General features: G+C 65.7%; 15 protein-coding genes. 12 read left to right on the forward strand and 3 right to left on the reverse strand.

The genetic code is table 11. From position 1 onward, the window contains the following. Window positions 1-24: 24 nt before the first annotated feature. Window positions 25-3,735 (reverse strand): indolepyruvate ferredoxin oxidoreductase family protein, encoded by a 3,711-nt coding sequence (locus tag BLR66_RS16780; RefSeq protein ID WP_093289708.1) that lies wholly within the window; start codon window positions 3,733-3,735, stop codon window positions 25-27. 164 nt (window positions 3,736-3,899) lie between these two features. Here BLR66_RS16780 and BLR66_RS16785 point away from each other — a divergent pair, with 164 nt between their 5' ends. From BLR66_RS16785 to ggt, 3 genes are all read left to right on the forward strand, one after another. Beyond that, on the forward strand, window positions 3,900-4,538 hold the full coding sequence (locus tag BLR66_RS16785) for a tetratricopeptide repeat protein (RefSeq protein ID WP_255402742.1): 639 nt from the start codon (window positions 3,900-3,902) through the stop codon (window positions 4,536-4,538). A gap of 73 nt (window positions 4,539-4,611) precedes the next feature. After that, complete coding sequence (locus BLR66_RS16790; RefSeq protein WP_093289714.1) at window positions 4,612-5,307, forward strand: 2OG-Fe(II) oxygenase; 696 nt, start codon at window positions 4,612-4,614, stop codon at window positions 5,305-5,307. 86 nt (window positions 5,308-5,393) lie between these two features. Further along, window positions 5,394-7,097 carry a gamma-glutamyltransferase gene (ggt, locus tag BLR66_RS16795; protein ID WP_093289717.1) on the forward strand — a complete coding sequence of 568 codons (1,704 nt, stop codon included), beginning with the start codon at window positions 5,394-5,396 and terminating at the stop codon, window positions 7,095-7,097. Window positions 7,098-7,189: 92 nt separating this feature from the next. Here the strand turns inward: ggt and BLR66_RS16800 are convergent, their stop codons facing one another. Further along, complete coding sequence (locus tag BLR66_RS16800) at window positions 7,190-8,692, reverse strand: AAA family ATPase (protein ID WP_093289719.1); 1,503 nt, start codon at window positions 8,690-8,692, stop codon at window positions 7,190-7,192. Between the two features lie 252 nt (window positions 8,693-8,944). On the opposite strand from BLR66_RS16800, the gene BLR66_RS16805 reads away from it, so the two are divergent. The 9 genes from BLR66_RS16805 (at window position 8,945) to BLR66_RS16845 (ending at window position 17,811) form a co-directional block, all read left to right on the forward strand. Continuing rightward, a complete protein-coding gene (locus tag BLR66_RS16805) occupies window positions 8,945-9,577 on the forward strand; it encodes a ParA family protein (protein WP_093289722.1) in 633 nt (210 codons plus the stop codon). A gap of 81 nt (window positions 9,578-9,658) precedes the next feature. After that, window positions 9,659-10,135: a SixA phosphatase family protein gene (locus BLR66_RS16810; RefSeq protein ID WP_093289725.1), complete on the forward strand. Its 477-nt coding sequence runs from the start codon at window positions 9,659-9,661 to the stop codon at window positions 10,133-10,135. Window positions 10,136-10,143: 8 nt separating this feature from the next. Continuing rightward, window positions 10,144-10,713 carry a YceI family protein gene (locus BLR66_RS16815; protein ID WP_093289925.1) on the forward strand — a complete coding sequence of 190 codons (570 nt, stop codon included), beginning with the start codon at window positions 10,144-10,146 and terminating at the stop codon, window positions 10,711-10,713. Then, on the forward strand, window positions 10,710-12,638 hold the full coding sequence (locus BLR66_RS16820) for a phospholipase D family protein (protein WP_093289728.1): 1,929 nt from the start codon (window positions 10,710-10,712) through the stop codon (window positions 12,636-12,638). The genes BLR66_RS16815 and BLR66_RS16820 overlap by 4 nt, the downstream gene beginning before the upstream one ends. Before the next feature lie 14 nt (window positions 12,639-12,652). Beyond that, window positions 12,653-13,078, forward strand: coding sequence for a hotdog fold thioesterase (locus BLR66_RS16825; RefSeq protein ID WP_093289731.1), 426 nt, complete (start codon window positions 12,653-12,655; stop codon window positions 13,076-13,078). Window positions 13,079-13,214: 136 nt separating this feature from the next. Beyond that, window positions 13,215-14,015, forward strand: a complete 801-nt coding sequence (locus BLR66_RS16830; protein ID WP_093289734.1) for a lysophospholipid acyltransferase family protein — start codon at window positions 13,215-13,217, stop codon at window positions 14,013-14,015. 50 nt (window positions 14,016-14,065) lie between these two features. After that, the gene (locus BLR66_RS16835; protein WP_176943953.1) at window positions 14,066-15,058 is read left to right on the forward strand and encodes a YheT family hydrolase; all 993 of its coding nucleotides are present in this window, start codon (window positions 14,066-14,068) and stop codon (window positions 15,056-15,058) included. A 48-nt stretch (window positions 15,059-15,106) separates the two neighbouring features. Beyond that, window positions 15,107-17,173, forward strand: a complete 2,067-nt coding sequence (locus BLR66_RS16840) for a tetratricopeptide repeat protein (protein WP_093289737.1) — start codon at window positions 15,107-15,109, stop codon at window positions 17,171-17,173. Between the two features lie 23 nt (window positions 17,174-17,196). Then, complete coding sequence (locus tag BLR66_RS16845) at window positions 17,197-17,811, forward strand: YbhB/YbcL family Raf kinase inhibitor-like protein (RefSeq protein WP_093289740.1); 615 nt, start codon at window positions 17,197-17,199, stop codon at window positions 17,809-17,811. Window positions 17,812-17,925: 114 nt separating this feature from the next. Here the strand turns inward: BLR66_RS16845 and BLR66_RS16850 are convergent, their stop codons facing one another. Next, window positions 17,926-18,744 (reverse strand): META and DUF4377 domain-containing protein, encoded by an 819-nt coding sequence (locus BLR66_RS16850; RefSeq protein WP_093289743.1) that lies wholly within the window; start codon window positions 18,742-18,744, stop codon window positions 17,926-17,928. Between the last annotated feature and the right edge of the window lie 9 nt (window positions 18,745-18,753).

Consider the following 18,753-nt stretch of genomic DNA (forward strand, 5'->3'; position numbering starts at 1 on the left):
CACCTGTCGCAGGTGGACCGCGTTCTACGCCGCCTGCACGATCGGGATCTCCCGCGGATTGTTCCACTTGTCCAGCAGCGCCGCTTCCTTTGCTTTGGCCTTGTGCAAATGCGCTTCCTTGACATGGCCGTAGCCGCGGATGTGCTCGGGAATGCTGGCGATTTCGGCGGCCAGCGGCAGATTGCCCGCGTTGAGCGAAGCCAGCAGTGCGCCGATCGTCTTTTCATAGTCGCCGATCAATTTACGCTCGCCCTTGCGCTCTTCGGTGTAGCCGAAGATGTCGAACATACCGCCACGCAGGAACCTGAACTTCGCCATCAGCTTGAACGCGCTGAACACCCACGGACCGAATTCCTGCTTGATCAGCCGGCCCTGCGCATCTTTCTTGGCCAGCAGCGGCGGCGCCAGGTGGAAGTGCAGCTTGTAGTCGCCGTCGAACTGCTGCTCCAGCTTGCGCTTGAAATCGCCGCTGGTGTACAGCCGCGCCACTTCGTATTCGTCCTTGTAGGCCATCAGCTTGAAGAAATAGCGCGCCACCGCCTCGCTCAGTGCGGTGGAACCCGGCGCACGCACGTGTTCGGCGTCGCGCGCCTTGTCGACAAGGGCGCTGTAACGCTGCGCATAGGCCGCGTTCTGGTACTCGGTGAGGAAGGCGACGCGGCGCTGTATCAGTTCGTCCAGCGAACGCGACAGGCGCAAGTCGTCCAGCGGCAGGAAAGCGAGGTTGCTGTCGCCGCTGTTGGCGTCCTGAAGGCCGCGCACTTCATGCTCGTTGTCGGGCGTGCGCGGCGCGCTTGGACTCGCCCACTCGCTGGTCTCCCACTCGCCCGGAGGCAGGATCTGCAGGTTGCGGTGCGGTGTGCGCTCGGATTCGGTCTGCGTGTTGTGGATCACACCCGCTGCTTCGGCGACAGCGACGGGATTCACGACCGCAAGCCGGCCCCAGGCGAACGCCTGGCGGTTCATTTCGATGGCGGCGCCATTCAACTCGACCGCACGCATGATCGCTTCGAACGAAATCGGCACCAATCCCTGCTGCCACGCATAGCCCAGCATGAACAGATTGGCGGCGATTGCGTCGCCGAGCAGGGCCGTCGCAAGCACCGTGGCGTCGACCTGCAACGGCGCGCGCCCACCGAGTGCCTGGGTCACTGCCGAAACGATGCCGGCGGCCGGGAATTCCATGTCGGGACGCGTAGTGAACGTGCCGGGCATCGCCTGGTAGGTATTGAGCACCACCTGCGAACGTTCGCCACGCACTTTCGACAGCACCCAGTAATCGTTGACCACCACCATGTCGCAACCCAGCACCACGTCGGCTTCGCCGGCGGCGATGCGCACGGCGTGGATGTGTTCGGGCGTGCGCGCGATGCGGATGTGGGTGGTGACCGCGCCACCTTTCTGCGCCAGGCCGGTCTGGTCCAGCACGCTGGCGCCCTTGCCTTCCAGGTGCCCGGCCATGCCCAGCAGCGCGCCGATGGTGACCACGCCGGTACCGCCGACGCCGGTGATGAGGATGTTCCAGGGCTGCTGGAAATCGGCCTTGAATACCGGCGCCGGCAGGCTGGCCAGCAACTCGGTGGGATCTTTTTTCTTGCCCTTGCGCGGGCCGCCGCCGTGCACGGTGACGAAGCTGGGGCAGAAGCCGTTGACGCAGCTGTAGTCCTTGTTGCAGTTGGACTGGTCGATCTCGCGCTTGCGGCCGAACTCGGTTTCCTTCGGCAGCACCGACACGCAGAAGCTTTTCACGCCGCAGTCGCCGCAGCCTTCGCACACCAGCGTGTTGACCATCACCCGCTTCTGCGGATCGGCCAGCTTGCCGCGCTTGCGGCGGCGGCGCTTTTCGGTGGCGCAGACTTGGTCGTAGATCAGGATGGACACGCCCTTCACTTCGCGCAGCTGCTTTTGCACTTCGTCCAGGCGCTTGCGGTCGAAGAACTCCACGCCGGACGGGAAGATCTCCGGCTTGTTCCACTTGCCGATTTCATCGCTGACCACCACGATCGTCTGCACGCCCTCAGCGCGCATCATGTGCGCGATCTGCGGCACGCTGAGGGTGCCGTCCACCGGCTGGCCGCCGGTCATCGCCACCGCGTCGTTGTAGAGGATCTTGTAGGTGATGTTGACGCCGGTGGCCACCGACTGGCGCACCGCCAGCGAACCGGAATGGAAGAAGGTGCCGTCGCCCAGGTTCTGGAACACGTGCTCGGTTTCGGTGAACGGCGCCTGGCCCGACCAGGTGACGCCTTCGCCGCCCATGTGGGTGAAGGTGTCGGTGTCGCGGTCCATCCACGTCACCATATAGTGGCAGCCGATGCCGCCCAGCGCGCGCGAACCCTCCGGCACCACCGTGGAGGTGTTGTGCGGGCAGCCGCTGCAGTAATGCGGCACGCGCGGGAAGTTGGCGCGCGGCAGCGCCATTTCCGCTTCTTTTTCTTCCATCCAGCGCAAACGCTGCTCGATGGATTCGGTCGTGAAGAAGCGCTGGATGCGGCGGCCGATCACACCTGCGATGGTGGCAGGCGTCAGCTCGCCGGTGGATGGCAGGATCCATTCGCCGGCTTCATCGTACTTGCCGACGATGGAAGGACGCGGACCCGCGCTGGCCGGCCAGTTGTAGAACTGTTCCTTCATCTGCCGCTCGATGAAGGCGCGCTTCTCTTCGACGACGACGATGTCTTCCAAACCGTGGGCGAAGTTGGCGATGCCCACCGGCTCCAGCGGCCAGGTCATGCCGACCTTGTACACGCGGATGCCGATGTCGGCGCAGGCGGCTTCGTCCAGGCCCAGGTATTCCAGGGCCTGCAACACGTCCAGGTAGCTCTTGCCGGTGGTGACGATGCCCAGCCGCGCGCGCGGCGAGTCCAGCACGATGCGGTCCACGCCGTTGGCGCGGGCGAAGGCCTGCGCGGCCTTGACCGCATAACGGTGCAGGCGCATTTCCTGGTCCAGCGGCGGGTCGGGCCAACGGATGTTCAAGCCGCCACCGGGCATTTCGAAATCTTCCGGCAGCACGATGCGGCGCGCGAACGGATTCACTTCCACCGAAGCCGACGATTCCACCGTTTCTGCGATGGTCTTGAAGCCGATCCAGCGCCCGGTGTAGCGGCTCATCGCCCAACCGACCAGGCCCAGGTCCAGAATGTCCTGCACGCCGGCCGGGTTCAGCACCGGCATCATCGCGCTGACGAATTCGTCTTCCGAACCATGCGGCAGGGTGGAGCTGCGGCAGTTGTGGTCGTCGGCGGCCATGGCCAGCACGCCGCCATGCCTGGAAGTGCCGGCGGCGTTGCCGTGCTTGAACACATCGCCGCAACGGTCCACGCCGGGGCCCTTGCCGTACCACATCGAGTACACGCCCTCGACCTTGGCGCCGGGGAACAGGTTGGTCTGCTGCGTGCCCCAGACCATGGTCGCGCCCAGGTCCTCGTTGAGGCCGGGCACGAACTTCACCTGCGCTTCGCCCAGATGTTTCTTGGCCCGCCACAATTCCAGGTCGAAGCCGCCCAGCGGCGAGCCGCGATAGCCGCTGATGAAGCCAGCGGTGTTCAGCCCCGCGGCCTGGTCGCGCAGGCGCTGCATCAGCGGCAGGCGCACCAGCGCCTGCACCCCGCTCAGATAGATGCGGCCGTCGGTGCGGGTGTATTTGTGTTCCAGGGTGTAGTCGTTGTCCAGCATGTCGATCGCCGGGGTGTTGGCGGAAGACGGCGAGGTGAGTTCGGCAGTGCTGGTCATGGCTGGCCCGGGGGATTGGAGACGGCTGGCGGCGCCGGCATGGCCCGGCGCAGGGTGCGGAATTGTATCAGCGCGGTAATATGTGACCGATTTCGCTCACCGGTTGTGCGCTGCAGCGGGTAGGATGGGTTTGGGGAGGTCGTTTTGTGGTTAGGGGAAGTTGCGTGAATCTATTTCGAATTTTTCAGGCCGCGATGCTGGTCTCGCTGGCGTTGTCCGCTGCCGTCGCGCAGGGACAAACGATGACCAAGCCCAAGGAATTCTATTTCGATCAGGACGTCTCGACCGTCCGCAAGATCGTGGTGGCGCAAGGCGAAGGCGAGGCCCTGGCCGCCGAGCTGGTAAAAATGCGCGACCGCGGCCGCAAGTCGATCGAAGCGACGGCGCAGCTGGCCCATATCGCTCTGTCCGACAATCGTGCCGAGCTGGGCAAGACGCTATACGAGCAGGCGGTCTCGGGCACAGCCCAGAACAGCAGCATCGGACGGGCGGTGCGCTGGAACTACGCCTGGGACCTGTACCGCAACGCTGACTATGCGCAGGCTTTCGGCTTGTGGAACGATCTGGCGGCGGGTTTCGGTACCCCGGCCTGGTTGCCGCCGACGATGGCGCTGTCGTTGTGGAGTCTGGACCGCAAGGCCGAGGCCGTGCAGTGGTATGCGGCGGCGGTGCGGACCGAGCCGGCCCTATGGAGCGACCCCGCCAATTTCGCGCAATTGTTGCCGGAATGGCGCGAACAGGACCGGGCTCGCCTGATCGAAGTCCATGCGGCCTGGCAAGCGAATCCGCCAGCCTGGCCGTAGTCCGGCGACCGCATGAGAGAATCGTCGGCGTCCGGGCCCCCGGACCCTGGCGATCTTTTTGCGCTTCCGGACAATGATCAGCAACGAACTCGATATCGGACCCCTGCGGGAAAGGCTGAAAAGCCATCGCCGCCTGCAAGTACTGGACTTCCTGCAAGAGCCGGCTGCGGACAGGTTGCATGCCTGCCTGCGCGATGAAGTGCCTTGGGAAATAGCCCAGCGCGCCGATCTACCGGCGCCAGTACATCCTTTGCCGATGCCGGGAGCGCCCGAAGAAGCAGCGTTGTTGGAAGCGGCCTACCAGCGCGCCAGGATGGGTTTCGAATTCGTCTACGACCGCTACCGGATGGTCGATGCGCGCCGCGAAGGCCGCGAGCCGGGGCTGGTCCTTCACGTGGTGCTCGACTTCCTCAACAGTCCGCAGTTCCTCGATTTCGCGCGGGAACTCACCGGCGATTCGGCGATACGCATGGTAAGCGCGCAGGCCGCGAGATATCGTCCGGGGCATTTCCTCACCTTGCATAGCGACAAAGCGCAGGACGAAGACCGCGCGTTCGCCTACGTGATCAACCTTACCCGAGGGTGGCAATCGGATTGGGGTGGATTGCTGCAGTTTGTGGAGAAGGGCCAGCGGATCAGCGACACCTTCGTTCCGCACTGGAACTCGCTGAGCCTGTTCCAGGTGCCGCAGGCGCATCAGGTCAGCTTGGTGGCGCCATGGGCGAAAGAAGCCCGCTATAGCATTACCGGCTGGTTCCGGCGCAGCTGATAAGTTTGCCTACGCTATACCCGTCCGCGGCACGCTCGGCAGCATGCCTTCGCGCCAATAACGAAACCAATTTGCGGAGAACGACGATGCGCATCGCGATACTGCTTCTGCTGACGTTGTCGGCGGCCCTGTCCGCCAGTGCCGCCGACCGCATCACCGGGCGCGATTTCGCCACCCGTTCGGAAGTCATCGCGCCGCACGCGATGGCGGCCACTTCGCATCCTTTGGCCACGCAGATCGCGCTGGAGGTGATGAAGCAGGGCGGCAGCGCGGTCGATGCGGCCATCGCCGCCAATGCCGCGCTGGGATTGATGGAGCCCACCGGCAATGGGATGGGCGGCGACTTGTTCGCCATCGTCTGGGATCCGAAGACCAGGAAGCTTTACGGCTACAACGGTTCGGGCCGTTCGCCCAAATCGCTGACGCTCGATTATTTCCAGAAGCAGGGCCTCACCGACATCCCGCCGCTGGGTCCGTTGCCGGTCAGCGTGCCGGGCGCGGTGGACGGCTGGTTCGCCCTGCACGGCCGCTTCGGCAAGGTGCCGATGAAAGACGTGCTGGCGCCGGCCATCCGCTATGCGCGCGAAGGCCATCCAGTCGCCGAGACCATCGCTTATTACTGGGCCCGTTCGGTGCCGCGTCTGTCCAAGTACCCGGGCTTCAGCGAACAGTTCACCGTCGGCGGGCGCGCCCCGCGTACCGGCGAGTTGTGGAAGAACCCCAACCTGGCCGACACCCTGCAGAAGATTTCCGACGGCGGCCGCGATGCCTTCTACAAGGGCGACATCGCCCACACCATCGGTGACTACTTCAAGGCCAACGGCGGTTTCCTGAGTTACGAGGACCTGGCCGCGCACCAGGGCGAATGGGTGGAGCCGGTCAGCACCAACTACCGCGGCTACGACGTCTGGGAATTGCCGCCCAACGGCCAGGGCATCGCCGCGCTGCAGATGCTCAACGTGCTGGAAGGCTACGACTTCTCCAAGATTCCCTACGCCAGCGCCGAACACGTACATCTGTTCGTGGAAGCCAAGAAACTCGCCTTCGCCGACCGCGCGCGCTGGTACGCCGATCCCGCGTTCCAGCCGGCGCCGGTGGCCAAACTGATCTCCAAGCCGTACGCCGCGCAGCGCCGCAAGCTGATCTCGACCGACAAGGTGCTGAAGGAAGTGCAGCCCGGCACGCCGGCGGAACTGGATGAAGGCGACACCATCTACCTGACCACCGCCGACGCCCACGGCATGATGGTGTCGCTGATCCAGTCCAACTACCGCGGCATGGGCAGCGGCATGGCGCCGCCAGGGCTGGGCTTCATCCTGCAGGACCGTGGCGAGATGTTCGTACTCAAGCCCGGCCATCCGAACACCTACGAACCCGGCAAGCGTCCCTTCCAGACCATCATTCCCGCGTTCATCACCAAGGACGGCAAGCCCCTGATCAGCTTCGGCCTGATGGGCGGCGCGATGCAGCCGCAGGGGCACGTGCAGATCGTGATGAACCTCATCGATTTCGGGATGAACCTGCAGGAAGCCGGCGACGCCCCGCGCATCCAGCACGAGAACGACACCGAACCTACCGGCCAGAACACGGCGATGGGCGACGGCGGGGTGGTGCAGCTGGAAAGCGGATTTCCTTACGAAACCGTGCGCGCATTGATGGACAAGGGCCACCATCTGGAATGGGCGCTGGGGCCTTATGGCGGTTACCAGGCGATCCGTCGCGATCCGCAGACCGGCGTGTATTTCGGCGCATCGGAAAGTCGCAAGGACGGGCAGGCGGCGGGGTATTGATCGTCGTAGGAGCGAGCCCTGCCCGCGACGCTCCTGAATGATCTCTCGGAAAAGCGTCGCGGGCAGGGCCCGCTCCTACATCTCCTGCGCGATCAGTCGGCCGGCACGGTGCGTTCGCTGGCCCACGCGCGCAGCGCCGACACCTGTTCGGCCATGATCACCGACAGCGGCCGCGTGTTGCGGATTTCCTGCATCAGCAAATCGGTATCCAGCGCCTTCTGTTCCGCATGGGCGGTGTAAAGCGCGGCGACGATGGCCTGTTCTATCTCCGCGCCCGAGAAGCCGTTGCTGGCCGCGGCCAGGGCGGGCAACGCGAAGTCCTCGGGTTCCAGCTTGCGCCGGGTCAGATGCAGGCGCAGCACTTCCACGCGCGTATCGGGATCGGGCAGGTCGACGAAGAAGATTTCGTCGAAGCGGCCCTTGCGCAGCAGCTCCGGGGGCAGTTCGCTGACCTGGTTGGCGGTGGCGACGATGAACACGCCGCCGCCAGCGGCTGGACCCTTGCGCTCGGCCATCCAGGTCAGCAGATAGCCGAGCACCCGCCGCGAAACCCCGCCGTCGCCGTCGCCGCTGCCGCCGGCCAATCCTTTCTCTATCTCGTCGATCCACAGCACGCATGGCGCCAGCTGTTCGGCCGAAGCCAGCGCGCTGCGCAGGTTCTTTTCGGTCTCGCCATGGAACTTGTCGTACAGGGTGCCGAAATCCAGACGCAGCAGCGGCACGCCGAAACCGCCGGCGGTGGCCTTGGCCAGCATCGACTTGCCGCAGCCCTGCACGCCCAGCAGCAGCACGCCCTTGGGTGGATCCAGCCCGGGCGGCGCGTTACCGGACACGAACACCGCGCGGCGCTGCTCGATCCAGCGCTTCAGCCGGCGTGCGCCGGCCACGTCGGCGAAGCGGGCGGTGTCGTATTCGTAGTGCAGGTGGCCGCTGCGGTTGAGCAGTTCGAACTTCAGCTTGGACAATTGCGGCAGGTCGGCGGCACTGAGCGCGCCATCGTCGTAGATCAGCTGGCGGGCGATGCGTCGGGCGTCGGGCAGGCTCAGGCCCTGCAGGTTGCGCACGATCTGCTGCACCGCCTCGCCGTCGGCTTCGACCCGGCGACCGCCGTTTTCGCGGGCGTAGTCGGTGGCTTCCTCGCGCACCATCTTCAGCAGGGCGTTGGCATCGGGCAGGCGCGGGTTGAAGCGCACCGCGACGGCTTCCAGTTCCGGCGGCAGCTCCACTTTGCCGCCCACCAACACGATCACGTGCGGCTGGCAATTGCGGCGCTGGACCAGGTCACGCAGCTGGCGCTGGCTGCTGGCGTAGCCCAGGTAGGGATGGAAATCGAGCAGCAGGTAGATGCCGCGCTGCTCGGCCAGCTTCATCGCCTGCAAGGCGGCGCTGGCGTCGGGCGGGCCTTCGGCTTCGTCCTCGCGGTCCATGTCGATACGGCGCAGGCCTTCGGTGATCGACCAGCGGTACAGCGCGCGCCAGACCTGGGACAGGGCCTGGCGGAACAGTTCCACCACGCGGCCTTCGTCCTGGGTCTCGATGACGATCAAGGGGGTATTGGCGCGGATCAGCGCCGTCAGGTCCTGCAGTTCGCTCACGATCGGTCCGGGTCCATGGCAGCGCGCACGATAGCAAAGGGAAAACGGGATGAACGAAACGATTGCGCTTTTGCTTTGCCCCCTTTGGAAAAGGGGGCTACGGGGGATTTGCTCTTGCTCTGCGGACCCTAAAGACAAGATCAAGAGCAAATCCCCCTCAATCCCCCTTTTCCAAAGGGGGAGGCTGGGCGGCCTGTTCCCGGCTTACCGTGGCCGGTGTACCCTGCGGCTTCCCGGTAACGAGGCGTGCGCATGAAGACGATTCTGGTCGCCAGCTCCAAGGGTGGCGCGGGCAAGAGCACATTGGCCACCAATCTGGCCGCGCATTTCGCGCTGGACGGCAAACGCACCGTACTGGTGGACGCCGACCCCCAGCACTCCTCCACCCGCTGGGCCGAACGCCGCTCCGAGCTGGAAACCGCCGTACTTCCCATCGACGCCAGCGGCAAGCGCCCCTGGCGCAGCTGGCTGCCCGAAGACGCCGAACGGGTGGTTATCGACGCCCCGGCCGGATCCATGGCCGACGACCTGCAGCAATTCATCGAGCACGCCGACGCCATCGTGGTTCCGGTGCTGCCGTCGGCGATGGACATCGAGGCCACCGTGGGGTTCCTGAATTCGTTGTCCAAGGTGCCGCGCGTGCACAAGCGCAAGCTGCCGGTAGGCCTGGTGGTCAACCGCAGCAAGCCGTGGACCAACACCTCGCAGCAGGCGGTGGAAATGCTCAAGACCTGGCCTTATCCGGTGGTCGCGCAGCTGCGCGATACCCAGGCCTATGTGGTCCTGGCGGGCCTGGGCCGTAGCCTGTTCGATTACCGGTCAGCGCAGGTGCGCGACCATCAGGCCGACTGGGACCCCTTGCTGAAATGGGTCAAGAAGGCTTGAACCGGGCCCCAGAGTCTGACTTCACCGGGTTCGTTCCATCGAACTCGCTCTATCAAGCCCGCTACGACCGAAAGGGATGCCATGCGTGAACTGATACTCCTGCGCCATGCGCATGCCGAACCCGCCGCCGCCGGGCAGTCCGACCTCGATCGGCCCCTGTCTCCGGACGGGCTTGCCGAGGCCGCCGCCGCTGGCCGCTGGATCGCCGAACAAGGCCTGGTGCCGGACCGGGTGTTGTGCTCGCCGGCACGGCGCGCACGCGAAACCCTGGAGGCGGTGCTGGAGACCACCGGCTATGTCGAGCAGCGCCTGGACGAGCGGATCTACGAAGCCACCGCCGGCACCCTGGCCGAACTGGCCGATGCCAACCGCGAAGCCGAACGCCTGTTGCTGGTGGGCCACAATCCGGGCCTGGAGCGGCTGGCGGCGTTGATGCACAGCGGCCAGTCCGGCGATTACCGCGGCATGCCGGTCGCCTCGGTGGTGGTGCTCAAGTTGCCGGCGGACGCCAGCATCGAACCAGGAGTCGCGACTCTCTCCGCCTTCTGGTGGCCGTGACGGTTCCAATGTTCGGCCGCAAGCGTTGGAGGTGGTGCGGTCTGGCGCTGTTGTGCCTGCCCGCGCTTGCGGCAACGGCCGAAACCTTCGATCCGGTCGCCTCGCGTTTCGGTTTCGAACTGCGCACGCGCTGGGGCATGAAGCTGGAAGGCGAGTTCAAGCGCTACGAAGGCGAAGTGAAGCACCTTCACGACGGCCGCCACCAGGTGGTGCTGCGCATGTTCACCGATTCGGTGGAGATCCTTGGCCATCCACGCTATTCCGAGTGGACCCGCGGCCGCCAGTTCTTCGAGGCCGAGCGCTATCCGGTGGTGGTGTTCGTCTCCAAGCCCTACGACGAGCAGCTGCTGAAGCACGGCGGCGATCTGGCCGGCGACTTGAGCATTCGCGGCATCACCCGGCCCAAGACGCTGACGGTGGCGCCCTCCGCCTGCTCGCGCCCGGCGCGGGATTGCGACGTGGTCGCCACCGGCGCGGTGCGGCGCAGCGATTACGACATGGACGACTGGATGATGGCGGTCAGCGACCGGGTGGTGTTCGTGCTGCGTGCGCGGCTTAAAGGGGAAACTGCGCCATGAATATTCTTCTGCGCGGCCTGGTGGTGTGGCTGGCACTGTCGTGCGCAGCCTGCGTCAGCCTGTCCGAGACCCAGCGCAACCGCGCCGCTTCGATCGCCGTGGCGGCGCGTTCGCACGTGGTGGACTGCAGCGCGCCCAATGCATGCGCCCAGCCTTCGCCGTTGCGCGAACTCAGCGACCGCGCCGTCGCCGAATCCACCACGCAAGCGCCGCGCCATTACGCGCTGATCCTGGATCGCGGCAGCGATGCGCTGCTGGCGCGCATCAACCTGATCCGCAGCGCGCGCAGCCGCATCGATGTGCAGACCTACATCTTCGACAAGGACGACAGCGCGCGGCTGGTGCTGGATGAACTGCTGGCCGCATCGCGCCGCGGGGTGAAGGTGCGGTTGCTGATCGATCAGCTTTCCGCGATCCCGGACCTGGGCATCCTGGCGGCGCTGTCGGGTTCGCACGTGAATTTCGAGATCCGCATCTACAACCCCAGTTTCCGCAAGGCCAAGCTCAACTACTTCGACTATGCCGGCAGCGTGCTGTGCTGCTTCCGCCGCTTCAACCAGCGCATGCACACCAAGCTGATACTGGTGGACGCCGCCGTCGGCATCACCGGCGGGCGCAATTACCAGGACGACTATTTCGACTGGGACGCCGAGTACAACTTCCGCGACCGCGACGTGCTGGTGGCCGGGCCGGCCTCGCGCGAGATGGCGGCCAACTTCGACGCGTTCTGGAATGCGCGCCGCAGCATCCCGGTAGAACGCCTGAACGACGTCGGCCGCAAGTTGCTGAAGGAGGGCGTGCCGGCGATGCCGCCGGACGCTTTCCTGCGCCCGGAGCGAGTGGCGGCGCTGTCGGCCGAAGCCAGCGACCAGGCGCAGATACGCGATCGCCTGGTGCAGGCGGCGATGCCGGTGGGTGCGGTGAAATACGTTGCCGATCTGCCGCAGAAGCACCGCCGCGAACGTCCCGCGAATGCGGCGCCGGCGGTACCGGAGCTGAAAACGCTGATCGCCGGCGCGCAATCGGAAGTGCTGATACAGACGCCTTACCTGGTGATGTCCGACGCGGCCCAGGATCTGTTTCGGGAGCTGCATCAGCGCAAGCCGCCGCCGCAGGTGGTCGTCTCCACCAACAGCCTGGCCGCCACCGACAACGCGGTGGTCTATTCGATGTCGTTCAAGTACAAGCGCCGCTATCTGCGCGAGTTCGGTTTCCGCATCTACGAGTACAAGCCGTTTCCCGAAGACGCCCCGGTGGATTACGCCGCGCTGATGCCCGATGGGCCGCCGATCGAAATCCGGGAACGTTTCCGTGGCCCGTCCGGTTCGATCGGCCCGTCTTCGCGCTCGACCGGAGCGGGCGAAACCACCCGCCGGCTGCAGCGCACCGAATCGCGCCCTTCCTTCCTCAGCAGCGGCGCGGCCAGCGAGCCGCTGCCCTTGAAGCGCGCGGGCGTACGCATCGGGCTGCATGCCAAATCGATGGTGATCGACAACCGCATCGGCGTGATCGGTACCCACAACTTCGATCCGCGTTCGGAGAACTACAACACCGAGAGCGCGGTGGTCATCGACGATGCCGCCTTCGCGCAGGCGCTGGCCGCGAGCATCCGCCGCGATACCTCGCCGGAGAATTCCTGGGTGATTGCGCCGCGCGCCAAGCCGCCGGTGCTGTCGGGGCTGGACTACAGCCTGGGCAAGGTGTCCGAAGCCTTGCCGCTGTTCGACCTGTGGCCGTGGCGCTACGCCACCAGTTACCAATTCAAGCCCGGCCTGGACTGTCCGATGCCGGTGCCCTCGAACGATCCCGCGTTCCATCGTTGTTATGAAGCCGTCGGCGATTTCCCCGAGGTCAACGTCGGGCCAAAATGGCTGTATACGCGCTTGCTGACCGCGTTCGGCGCCGGTCTGGTCCCCATTCTCTAAAAGAGGAGCCGCATATGGCCTTCCGCAATCCTGTCGATATCGATGCCCTGAATGCGCGTGCGCGCGGTTCCATGGTCGAGACTCTGGGCATCGTCGTCACCGAAGCCGGCGACGACTGGCTGCGCGGCACCATGCCGGTGGACGCGCGCACCAGGCAGCCCTATGGGTTGCTGCATGGAGGCGCCTCGGTCGCGCTGGCCGAAACGCTGGGCAGCATGGCCGGCGGGCTGTGCGTGGACATAACGCGGGAAGCGGTGGTGGGCCTGGAGATCAACGCCAACCACCTGCGTGCGGTTCGCGAAGGCACGGTCACCGGCACCGCCCGCGCCCTGCATGTCGGACGCAGCACGCACGTCTGGGAGATCCGCATCGAGAACGAAGCCGGCAAGCCGGTGTGCATTTCCCGCATCACCCTGGCGGTGATTCCAGCCGCAGCGTAGGTCGGGGCTACGCCCCCGACGTGCGTAGTCTCGATGACGTTCGCAGACCATGCACCGCGCGCGTCGGGGGCGTAGCCCCGACCTGCGGCCCAGCGCTTAGTAGCCGAACTCCAGACCCATCCGGTATTGTGACGGAATGATTTCCCCCCAACCCCACGCCACTTCCGGCGGCGGACTGGGGCGCGCGTTCCGCTACCTATACCGCGTTCCTCTGCTGCTGATCCACATCCTGGTGCTGTTGCCGCTGGTGCTGCTGAGCATGGTGCCGCTGTGGTCGGGCGTGCGCGTGGGCGGACTGCGGGTGGAGCATCTGGCAGTCAAGCTGTGGTCGGCAGGGCTGATGCGCATCTTCGGTTTCCGCCTGCGCCGCATCGGCACGCCGTTGCCCGATCCGGCGATGTTCGTCGCCAACCATGTCAGCTGGGTTGACATCGAGATGCTGCACAGCCAGCGCATGATGGGTTTCGTGGCCAAGCAGGAAATCCGCGGCTGGCCGGTGGTGGGCTGGCTGACGGCACGCGGCGAAACCATCTTCCACCAGCGCGGCAGCCAGGAGTCGATGGGCGGGGTGATGCACGCCATGCTCGCGCGCCTGCAGGCGGGCCGTCCGGTCGGCGTGTTTCCCGAAGGGCGCACCCGCGACGGTTCCGAAGTGGGCCCGTTCCATGCGCGCATTTTCCAGCCGGCGGTGGAGGCGGGGGTGCCGGTGCAACCGGTGGCCCTGCGCTACGGCCCGCGCGGCAGCGCGCAGATGGCGGTGGCGTTCGGCGCAGGGGAAAGTTTCTTCGCCAATTTCATGCGTCTGCTGGGCGAACCACCACGCAGCGCGGATATCTGTTTCCTCACCCCGATCGCGGCGGGCGAGCTGGAAGGCCGCAGCAAGATCGCCGAACTGGCGCGCGAGCGTATCGTCGCGGCTATGGAGTCGGACCGATGAACGCATTTGGAGGCAATGCTCCAAACAACGCGAGCATGCTCGGCCCGATGCTGACCGCCGACGACTACCATCCACCCAAATGGCTGCATAACCCGCACCTGCAATCGGTGCTGAGTTCCAGCGGTTTGCGCCGCCGCCGCGGCCTGCGCGCGCTCAACGCCACCGGTGCGGTGACTACCGAACACATCTTCGACGGCGGCGACGGCGTGCGCCTGCAGGGCTGGCACAGCGCGGTGCCGGGCAAGACCTCCAGCGGCCTGGCGCTGCTGCTGCACGGCTGGGAGGGCAGCACCGAATCCAGCTACATGCGCATGACCGCCGCACGCCTGCTCGAAGCCGGTTTCGAAGTGGTGCGCCTGAATTTCCGCGACCACGGCGGCACCCACCATCTCAACGAAGAGATCTTCCACTCCAACCGGCTGGATGAAGTGGTCAATGCGGCCGGCGACGTGGCCCGGCGCTTCCCGCACCGCAGGTTCGTGGCGGCCGGTTATTCGCTGGGCGGAAATTTCGTGCTGCGCTTGGCCTTGCGCGCCCCCCAGGCGGGCCTGCCGCTGGCGCGGGTGGCGTCGGTCTGCCCGGTGCTGGACCCTTCCGCATCGCTGATGGGCATGGAAGAAGGGTTGCCGCTGTACCACTGGTATTTCCAGCGCAAGTGGCGGCATTCGCTGGAACGCAAGCGCGAACTGTTTCCCGAGCGCCACAACTACGACGACGAAACCCTGGCCAAGAGCGTGCGCGAGCTGACCCAGTGGATGGTCGAACGGCATACCGATTTCGGCACCATCGACGACTATTTCGAAGGTTACTCCATCGCCGGCAACCGGCTTGGCGCGCTGACGGTGCCGGCCGATATCCTGATGGCCGAGGACGACCCGGTGATTCCTTTCGCCCATTTCCAGGCTTGGCAGCTGCCGGCGCTGGCGCATCTGGAGACCGCACGCTGGGGCGGGCACTGCGGTTTCATCGAAAACGCGGCCTGCGACGGCTTCGGCGAACGCTGGGTGACCGCGCGCCTGCTGCGGGACGACAATCCGGGATAATCGGCCCGGCCGGCTAGAATAGTGGTTTGCCCTGAAGTGCCGGATTCCATGCAAGAGAAGATCATCCAAGCCCTGCGTAGCAATGCAGCGGAAGAAGCCGTCATCTACGCGCGCGAGTGGATCCACCAGAGTCCGGGCGATGCCCAGGCGCATCGCTGGCTGGCGGTGGCCTCGCAGCAGCGTGGCGACCACTCCGATGCGCTGCGCAGCATCGAGCGCGCCATCGAGCTGGCGCCGGAGAACGATGCCCTGCAACTGGTGCGCGCCAACCTGTTGATCGCGGGGAAGCAGTGGGAGGAAGCGAACGCGGCGCTGAGCAAAGCCAGCGACCTCAACCCCAACCAGCTGGGCGCCTACCTGATGCAGGCGCAGCTGGCGTTGGGTCGTGGCGATCTTGACGAAGCCGAACGCCTGAACCATCTGGCGTCCCGGGTGGCGCCGGATCACCCGCAACTGGCGGTGGTCGAGGGCATGCTGGCCTTGCAGCGCGGCAACGTGGATAGCGGATTGCAGCGGGTTTCGGCCGCTTTGCAACAGGTGCCGGAGGATGTGCAGCTGCGTTACGTGCTCGGTTTCCTGTACCTGCGCAAGCAGCACTGGGCCTTCGCCGAACAGGCATTCCGTGGCGTGGTCGAACAGCTACCGGACGCCCGCAACCTTCGCGCACTGATCGCCGAGCTGGTCAACCGCCAGGGCAGGCCGGCCGAAGCGGCTGCGGAACTCGCCCCGCTTTTGGCCGATCCATCGACGGCAACGCCCGTGATCCAGCGCGCCGCCGGCCTGCTGCATGTTGCCGCGGGCCAGGTCGAGCAGGCGCTGCCCTTGCTGCGCGGCGCGCTCGCGGTGCGGCCCGCCGATTTGCCGACGCTGCAAGGCCTGGTGGCTGCGTGGCGCACGCTGGGATTGGAAGACGATGCACGCGCCTCGCTGGAAGCGGCCCTGGCCACCACCACCGATGCGCCCGACTTGTGGCGCGCGCGGCTGGTGTTTACGCCGGATGCCGAAGCCTGGCGCGCGGTGATCGAACGTTGGGCCGCGGCCATGCCGAAGTCGATACTGCCGCTGGAAATCCTGTTGCAGCGACAGCAGCAAGAGGGCGATCGCAGCGCGGCCGACGCTACTGTTGCGCGCCTGTTGAAGCTGGCGCCCACTCATGCCGAAGCGCGCTTGCAGATGCTCAATGGGCTGATGGCCCAGGATCCGGGAACCGCGATCGCCCAGATAGAAGCCTGGCTGCTGACCGCCAGCGATCCTTCCGATCGTCGGTTCCTGCTGGGCCTGTTGGGATTGAGTCAGGACCAGGCCGGCCAGCCCGCCAAAGCCGTGGCCGCATGGTCGCAAATGCAGGCCGACCTGTTGCCGCAGTTGGTACCGTTGCCGCCTCTGAGCGCTCCGCGTCTGGAGTGGCCGGAGCTGGCTGCCAGCCCCGTGAACGCCGCCAAAGTGATGTTCCTGTGGGGCGCGCCGGGTTCGGGCATCGAAAAAGTAGCAGCGGTCATGGGTGCAGCGGGGGATCCGTTCCGCGCCGACCGCTTCGGCTCGCAGCCGCCGCAGGATGGCTTTCAGTCCTATGCCGTCATCGATGGGCTGACCTCCGGCAAGTTGTCGGGCCAGGAGGTGGCCGCACGCTGGCGCCAGGCGCTGCCGTCGCGCCAGCTGACCTCCGGCGATGTCTTCGACTGGCTGCCCTGGTGGGACAACGCGTTGTTGATCGCGCTGCGTCCATACGTGCGCGAAGGTATGCTGATGATGGCCATCCGCGATCCCCGCGATATGCTGCTGGATTGGCTGGCTTTCGGTTCGGTCGCACCGTTCGCCATGCCGTCGGTGGACGAAGCTGCGGCATGGCTGGCCGGCTCGCTTAGCCAGGCCGCGGCGTTGTTCGAGAACCAGTGGTATCCCAACCGCGTGGTCCACACCGATACGATCGGCAACGATCCGCGGATTGCGGCCGAGCTGGTCGGCGAAGCCCTGCAACTGTCGATGCCGGCGCCGCCCGCCATCGGCCCGGCGCACTTTCCGGCCGGCCACTGGCGTCATTACCGCCAAGCCCTGGGCGAGGCGTTCGCCGTGCTCGCGCCGATCGCGCAGCGGATGGGTTACCCGGAAACCTGATTGGCTACAGGAGTAAAAAAAAAATGCGCATCCATAGCGATAGTTTCGCCAACGGCAAGCCGATCCCCGCCGAATACGCCATGGGCCAAGCCGGTGGCTTCGCAGGCAACCGCAATCCGCACCTGGCCTGGGACGAGGCGCCGGCGGGGACTCGTTCGTTCGCGCTGCTGTGCATCGATCCCGATGCGCCCACCGTGCCGGAAACTGTCGGTCGCGACGATCTCGAAATTCCGGTGGAGCAGCCGCGCGCGGATTTCATCCACTGGACGATGATCGACATCGCCGCCGATGTGCGCCGGATCGAAGCCGGCAGCTGCAGCGACGGCGTCACGCCGAAGGGCAAGCGCAATCCGCCGGGTCCGCCGGGCGCGCGCCAGGGGTTGAACGACTACACCGGCTGGTTCGCCGGCGATGCGCAGATGGGCGGCGACTACTACGGTTACGACGGTCCGTACCCGCCGTTCAACGACTTGCGCACGCACCGGTATTTCTTCCGCTTGTTCGCGCTTGACGTGGAAAAGCTCGAAGTGCCGGGGCGTTTCACTGCGGCGCAGGTGCTGCGCGCGATGCAGGGACACGTGCTGGGCGAGGCGCTGGCGCACGGCACCTATTCATTGAACGCAAAAGCCAGGAGCTGAGAATCCTCTGTAGGAGCTGCGTCAGCTGCGACCGGAAATCATCCGGTTGCAGAAACCATCTTGAGCTGCATTGCCGCGGTCGCAGCTGACGCAGCTCCTACAAAGGCGTATGCGTTACCGCTTCACGGTTTCCGACTCCACCACCATGTCCAGCACATAGGCCAGTGAACCGCCGTCGGCTGGCGGGTTCTTGATCGTGTAGCGTTTGACCCGCACCACGTTGCGGATGCCGGGCTCGTGGGTGTAACCCTCGATGTTGCCGTAGAAGTTCTCGAAAGAGCCGTCCGTGCCGGTCTTGATGCCCTTATCGTCGTACTTGATCTCGCGCACCTGCAGGCACTGCAGGTTGGGGATCAGCGGATGGTTGCAGGGCTTGGTCTGCGCGGCGACTTCGAGGAAGGCGGTTTCGCCCGGACCACCGTAGCGGGTTTCGGCGGTGGGTTCGCCTTTGAACGTCAGCGTGTCGCCGTTGCTGGCGGTCAGCGTCAGCGTCGGCGCATCGCCCGTCTGCAGCGCGAATGTCGATTCCGTTTCCAGGCGCTTGCCGATCTCCTGATCCAGCGCCATCAGTTTGGCGTCGATGCAGGCCATCAGGGTCGATGCGAAACGGTCGAACTTCAGTTTGTCGCCTGCGACCGAATACGCACCGCCCATGTGGTTGCAGGTGTTGCCGACGCTGACGCGCCCATCTTTGAAATCGAGTTGCAGCGGCTTGTCCGCGCTGACGAAAAGCGCTTCGATGCGTTTGCCGCTGGCGTCTTTGGCGTCGTTCAACCGCCAGCGATAGGCGGACAGGAGGGCAGCCGTATCGGCCGAAGCGGGTTGCGTTGCGGCGGGAGCGGTCGCTGCCGGCGGCGTGGCCGGCTCGCCCTGAGGGGGCTTGGCGCAGGCCGCCAGTGCGAGTGGCAGCATCAGGATCAGGCAGCGTTTCATTTGATTCTC

Origin of the sequence: Pseudoxanthomonas sp. CF125 (assembly GCF_900104085.1) — a bacterium.
Classification (GTDB): Bacteria; Pseudomonadota; Gammaproteobacteria; order Xanthomonadales; family Xanthomonadaceae; genus Pseudoxanthomonas_A.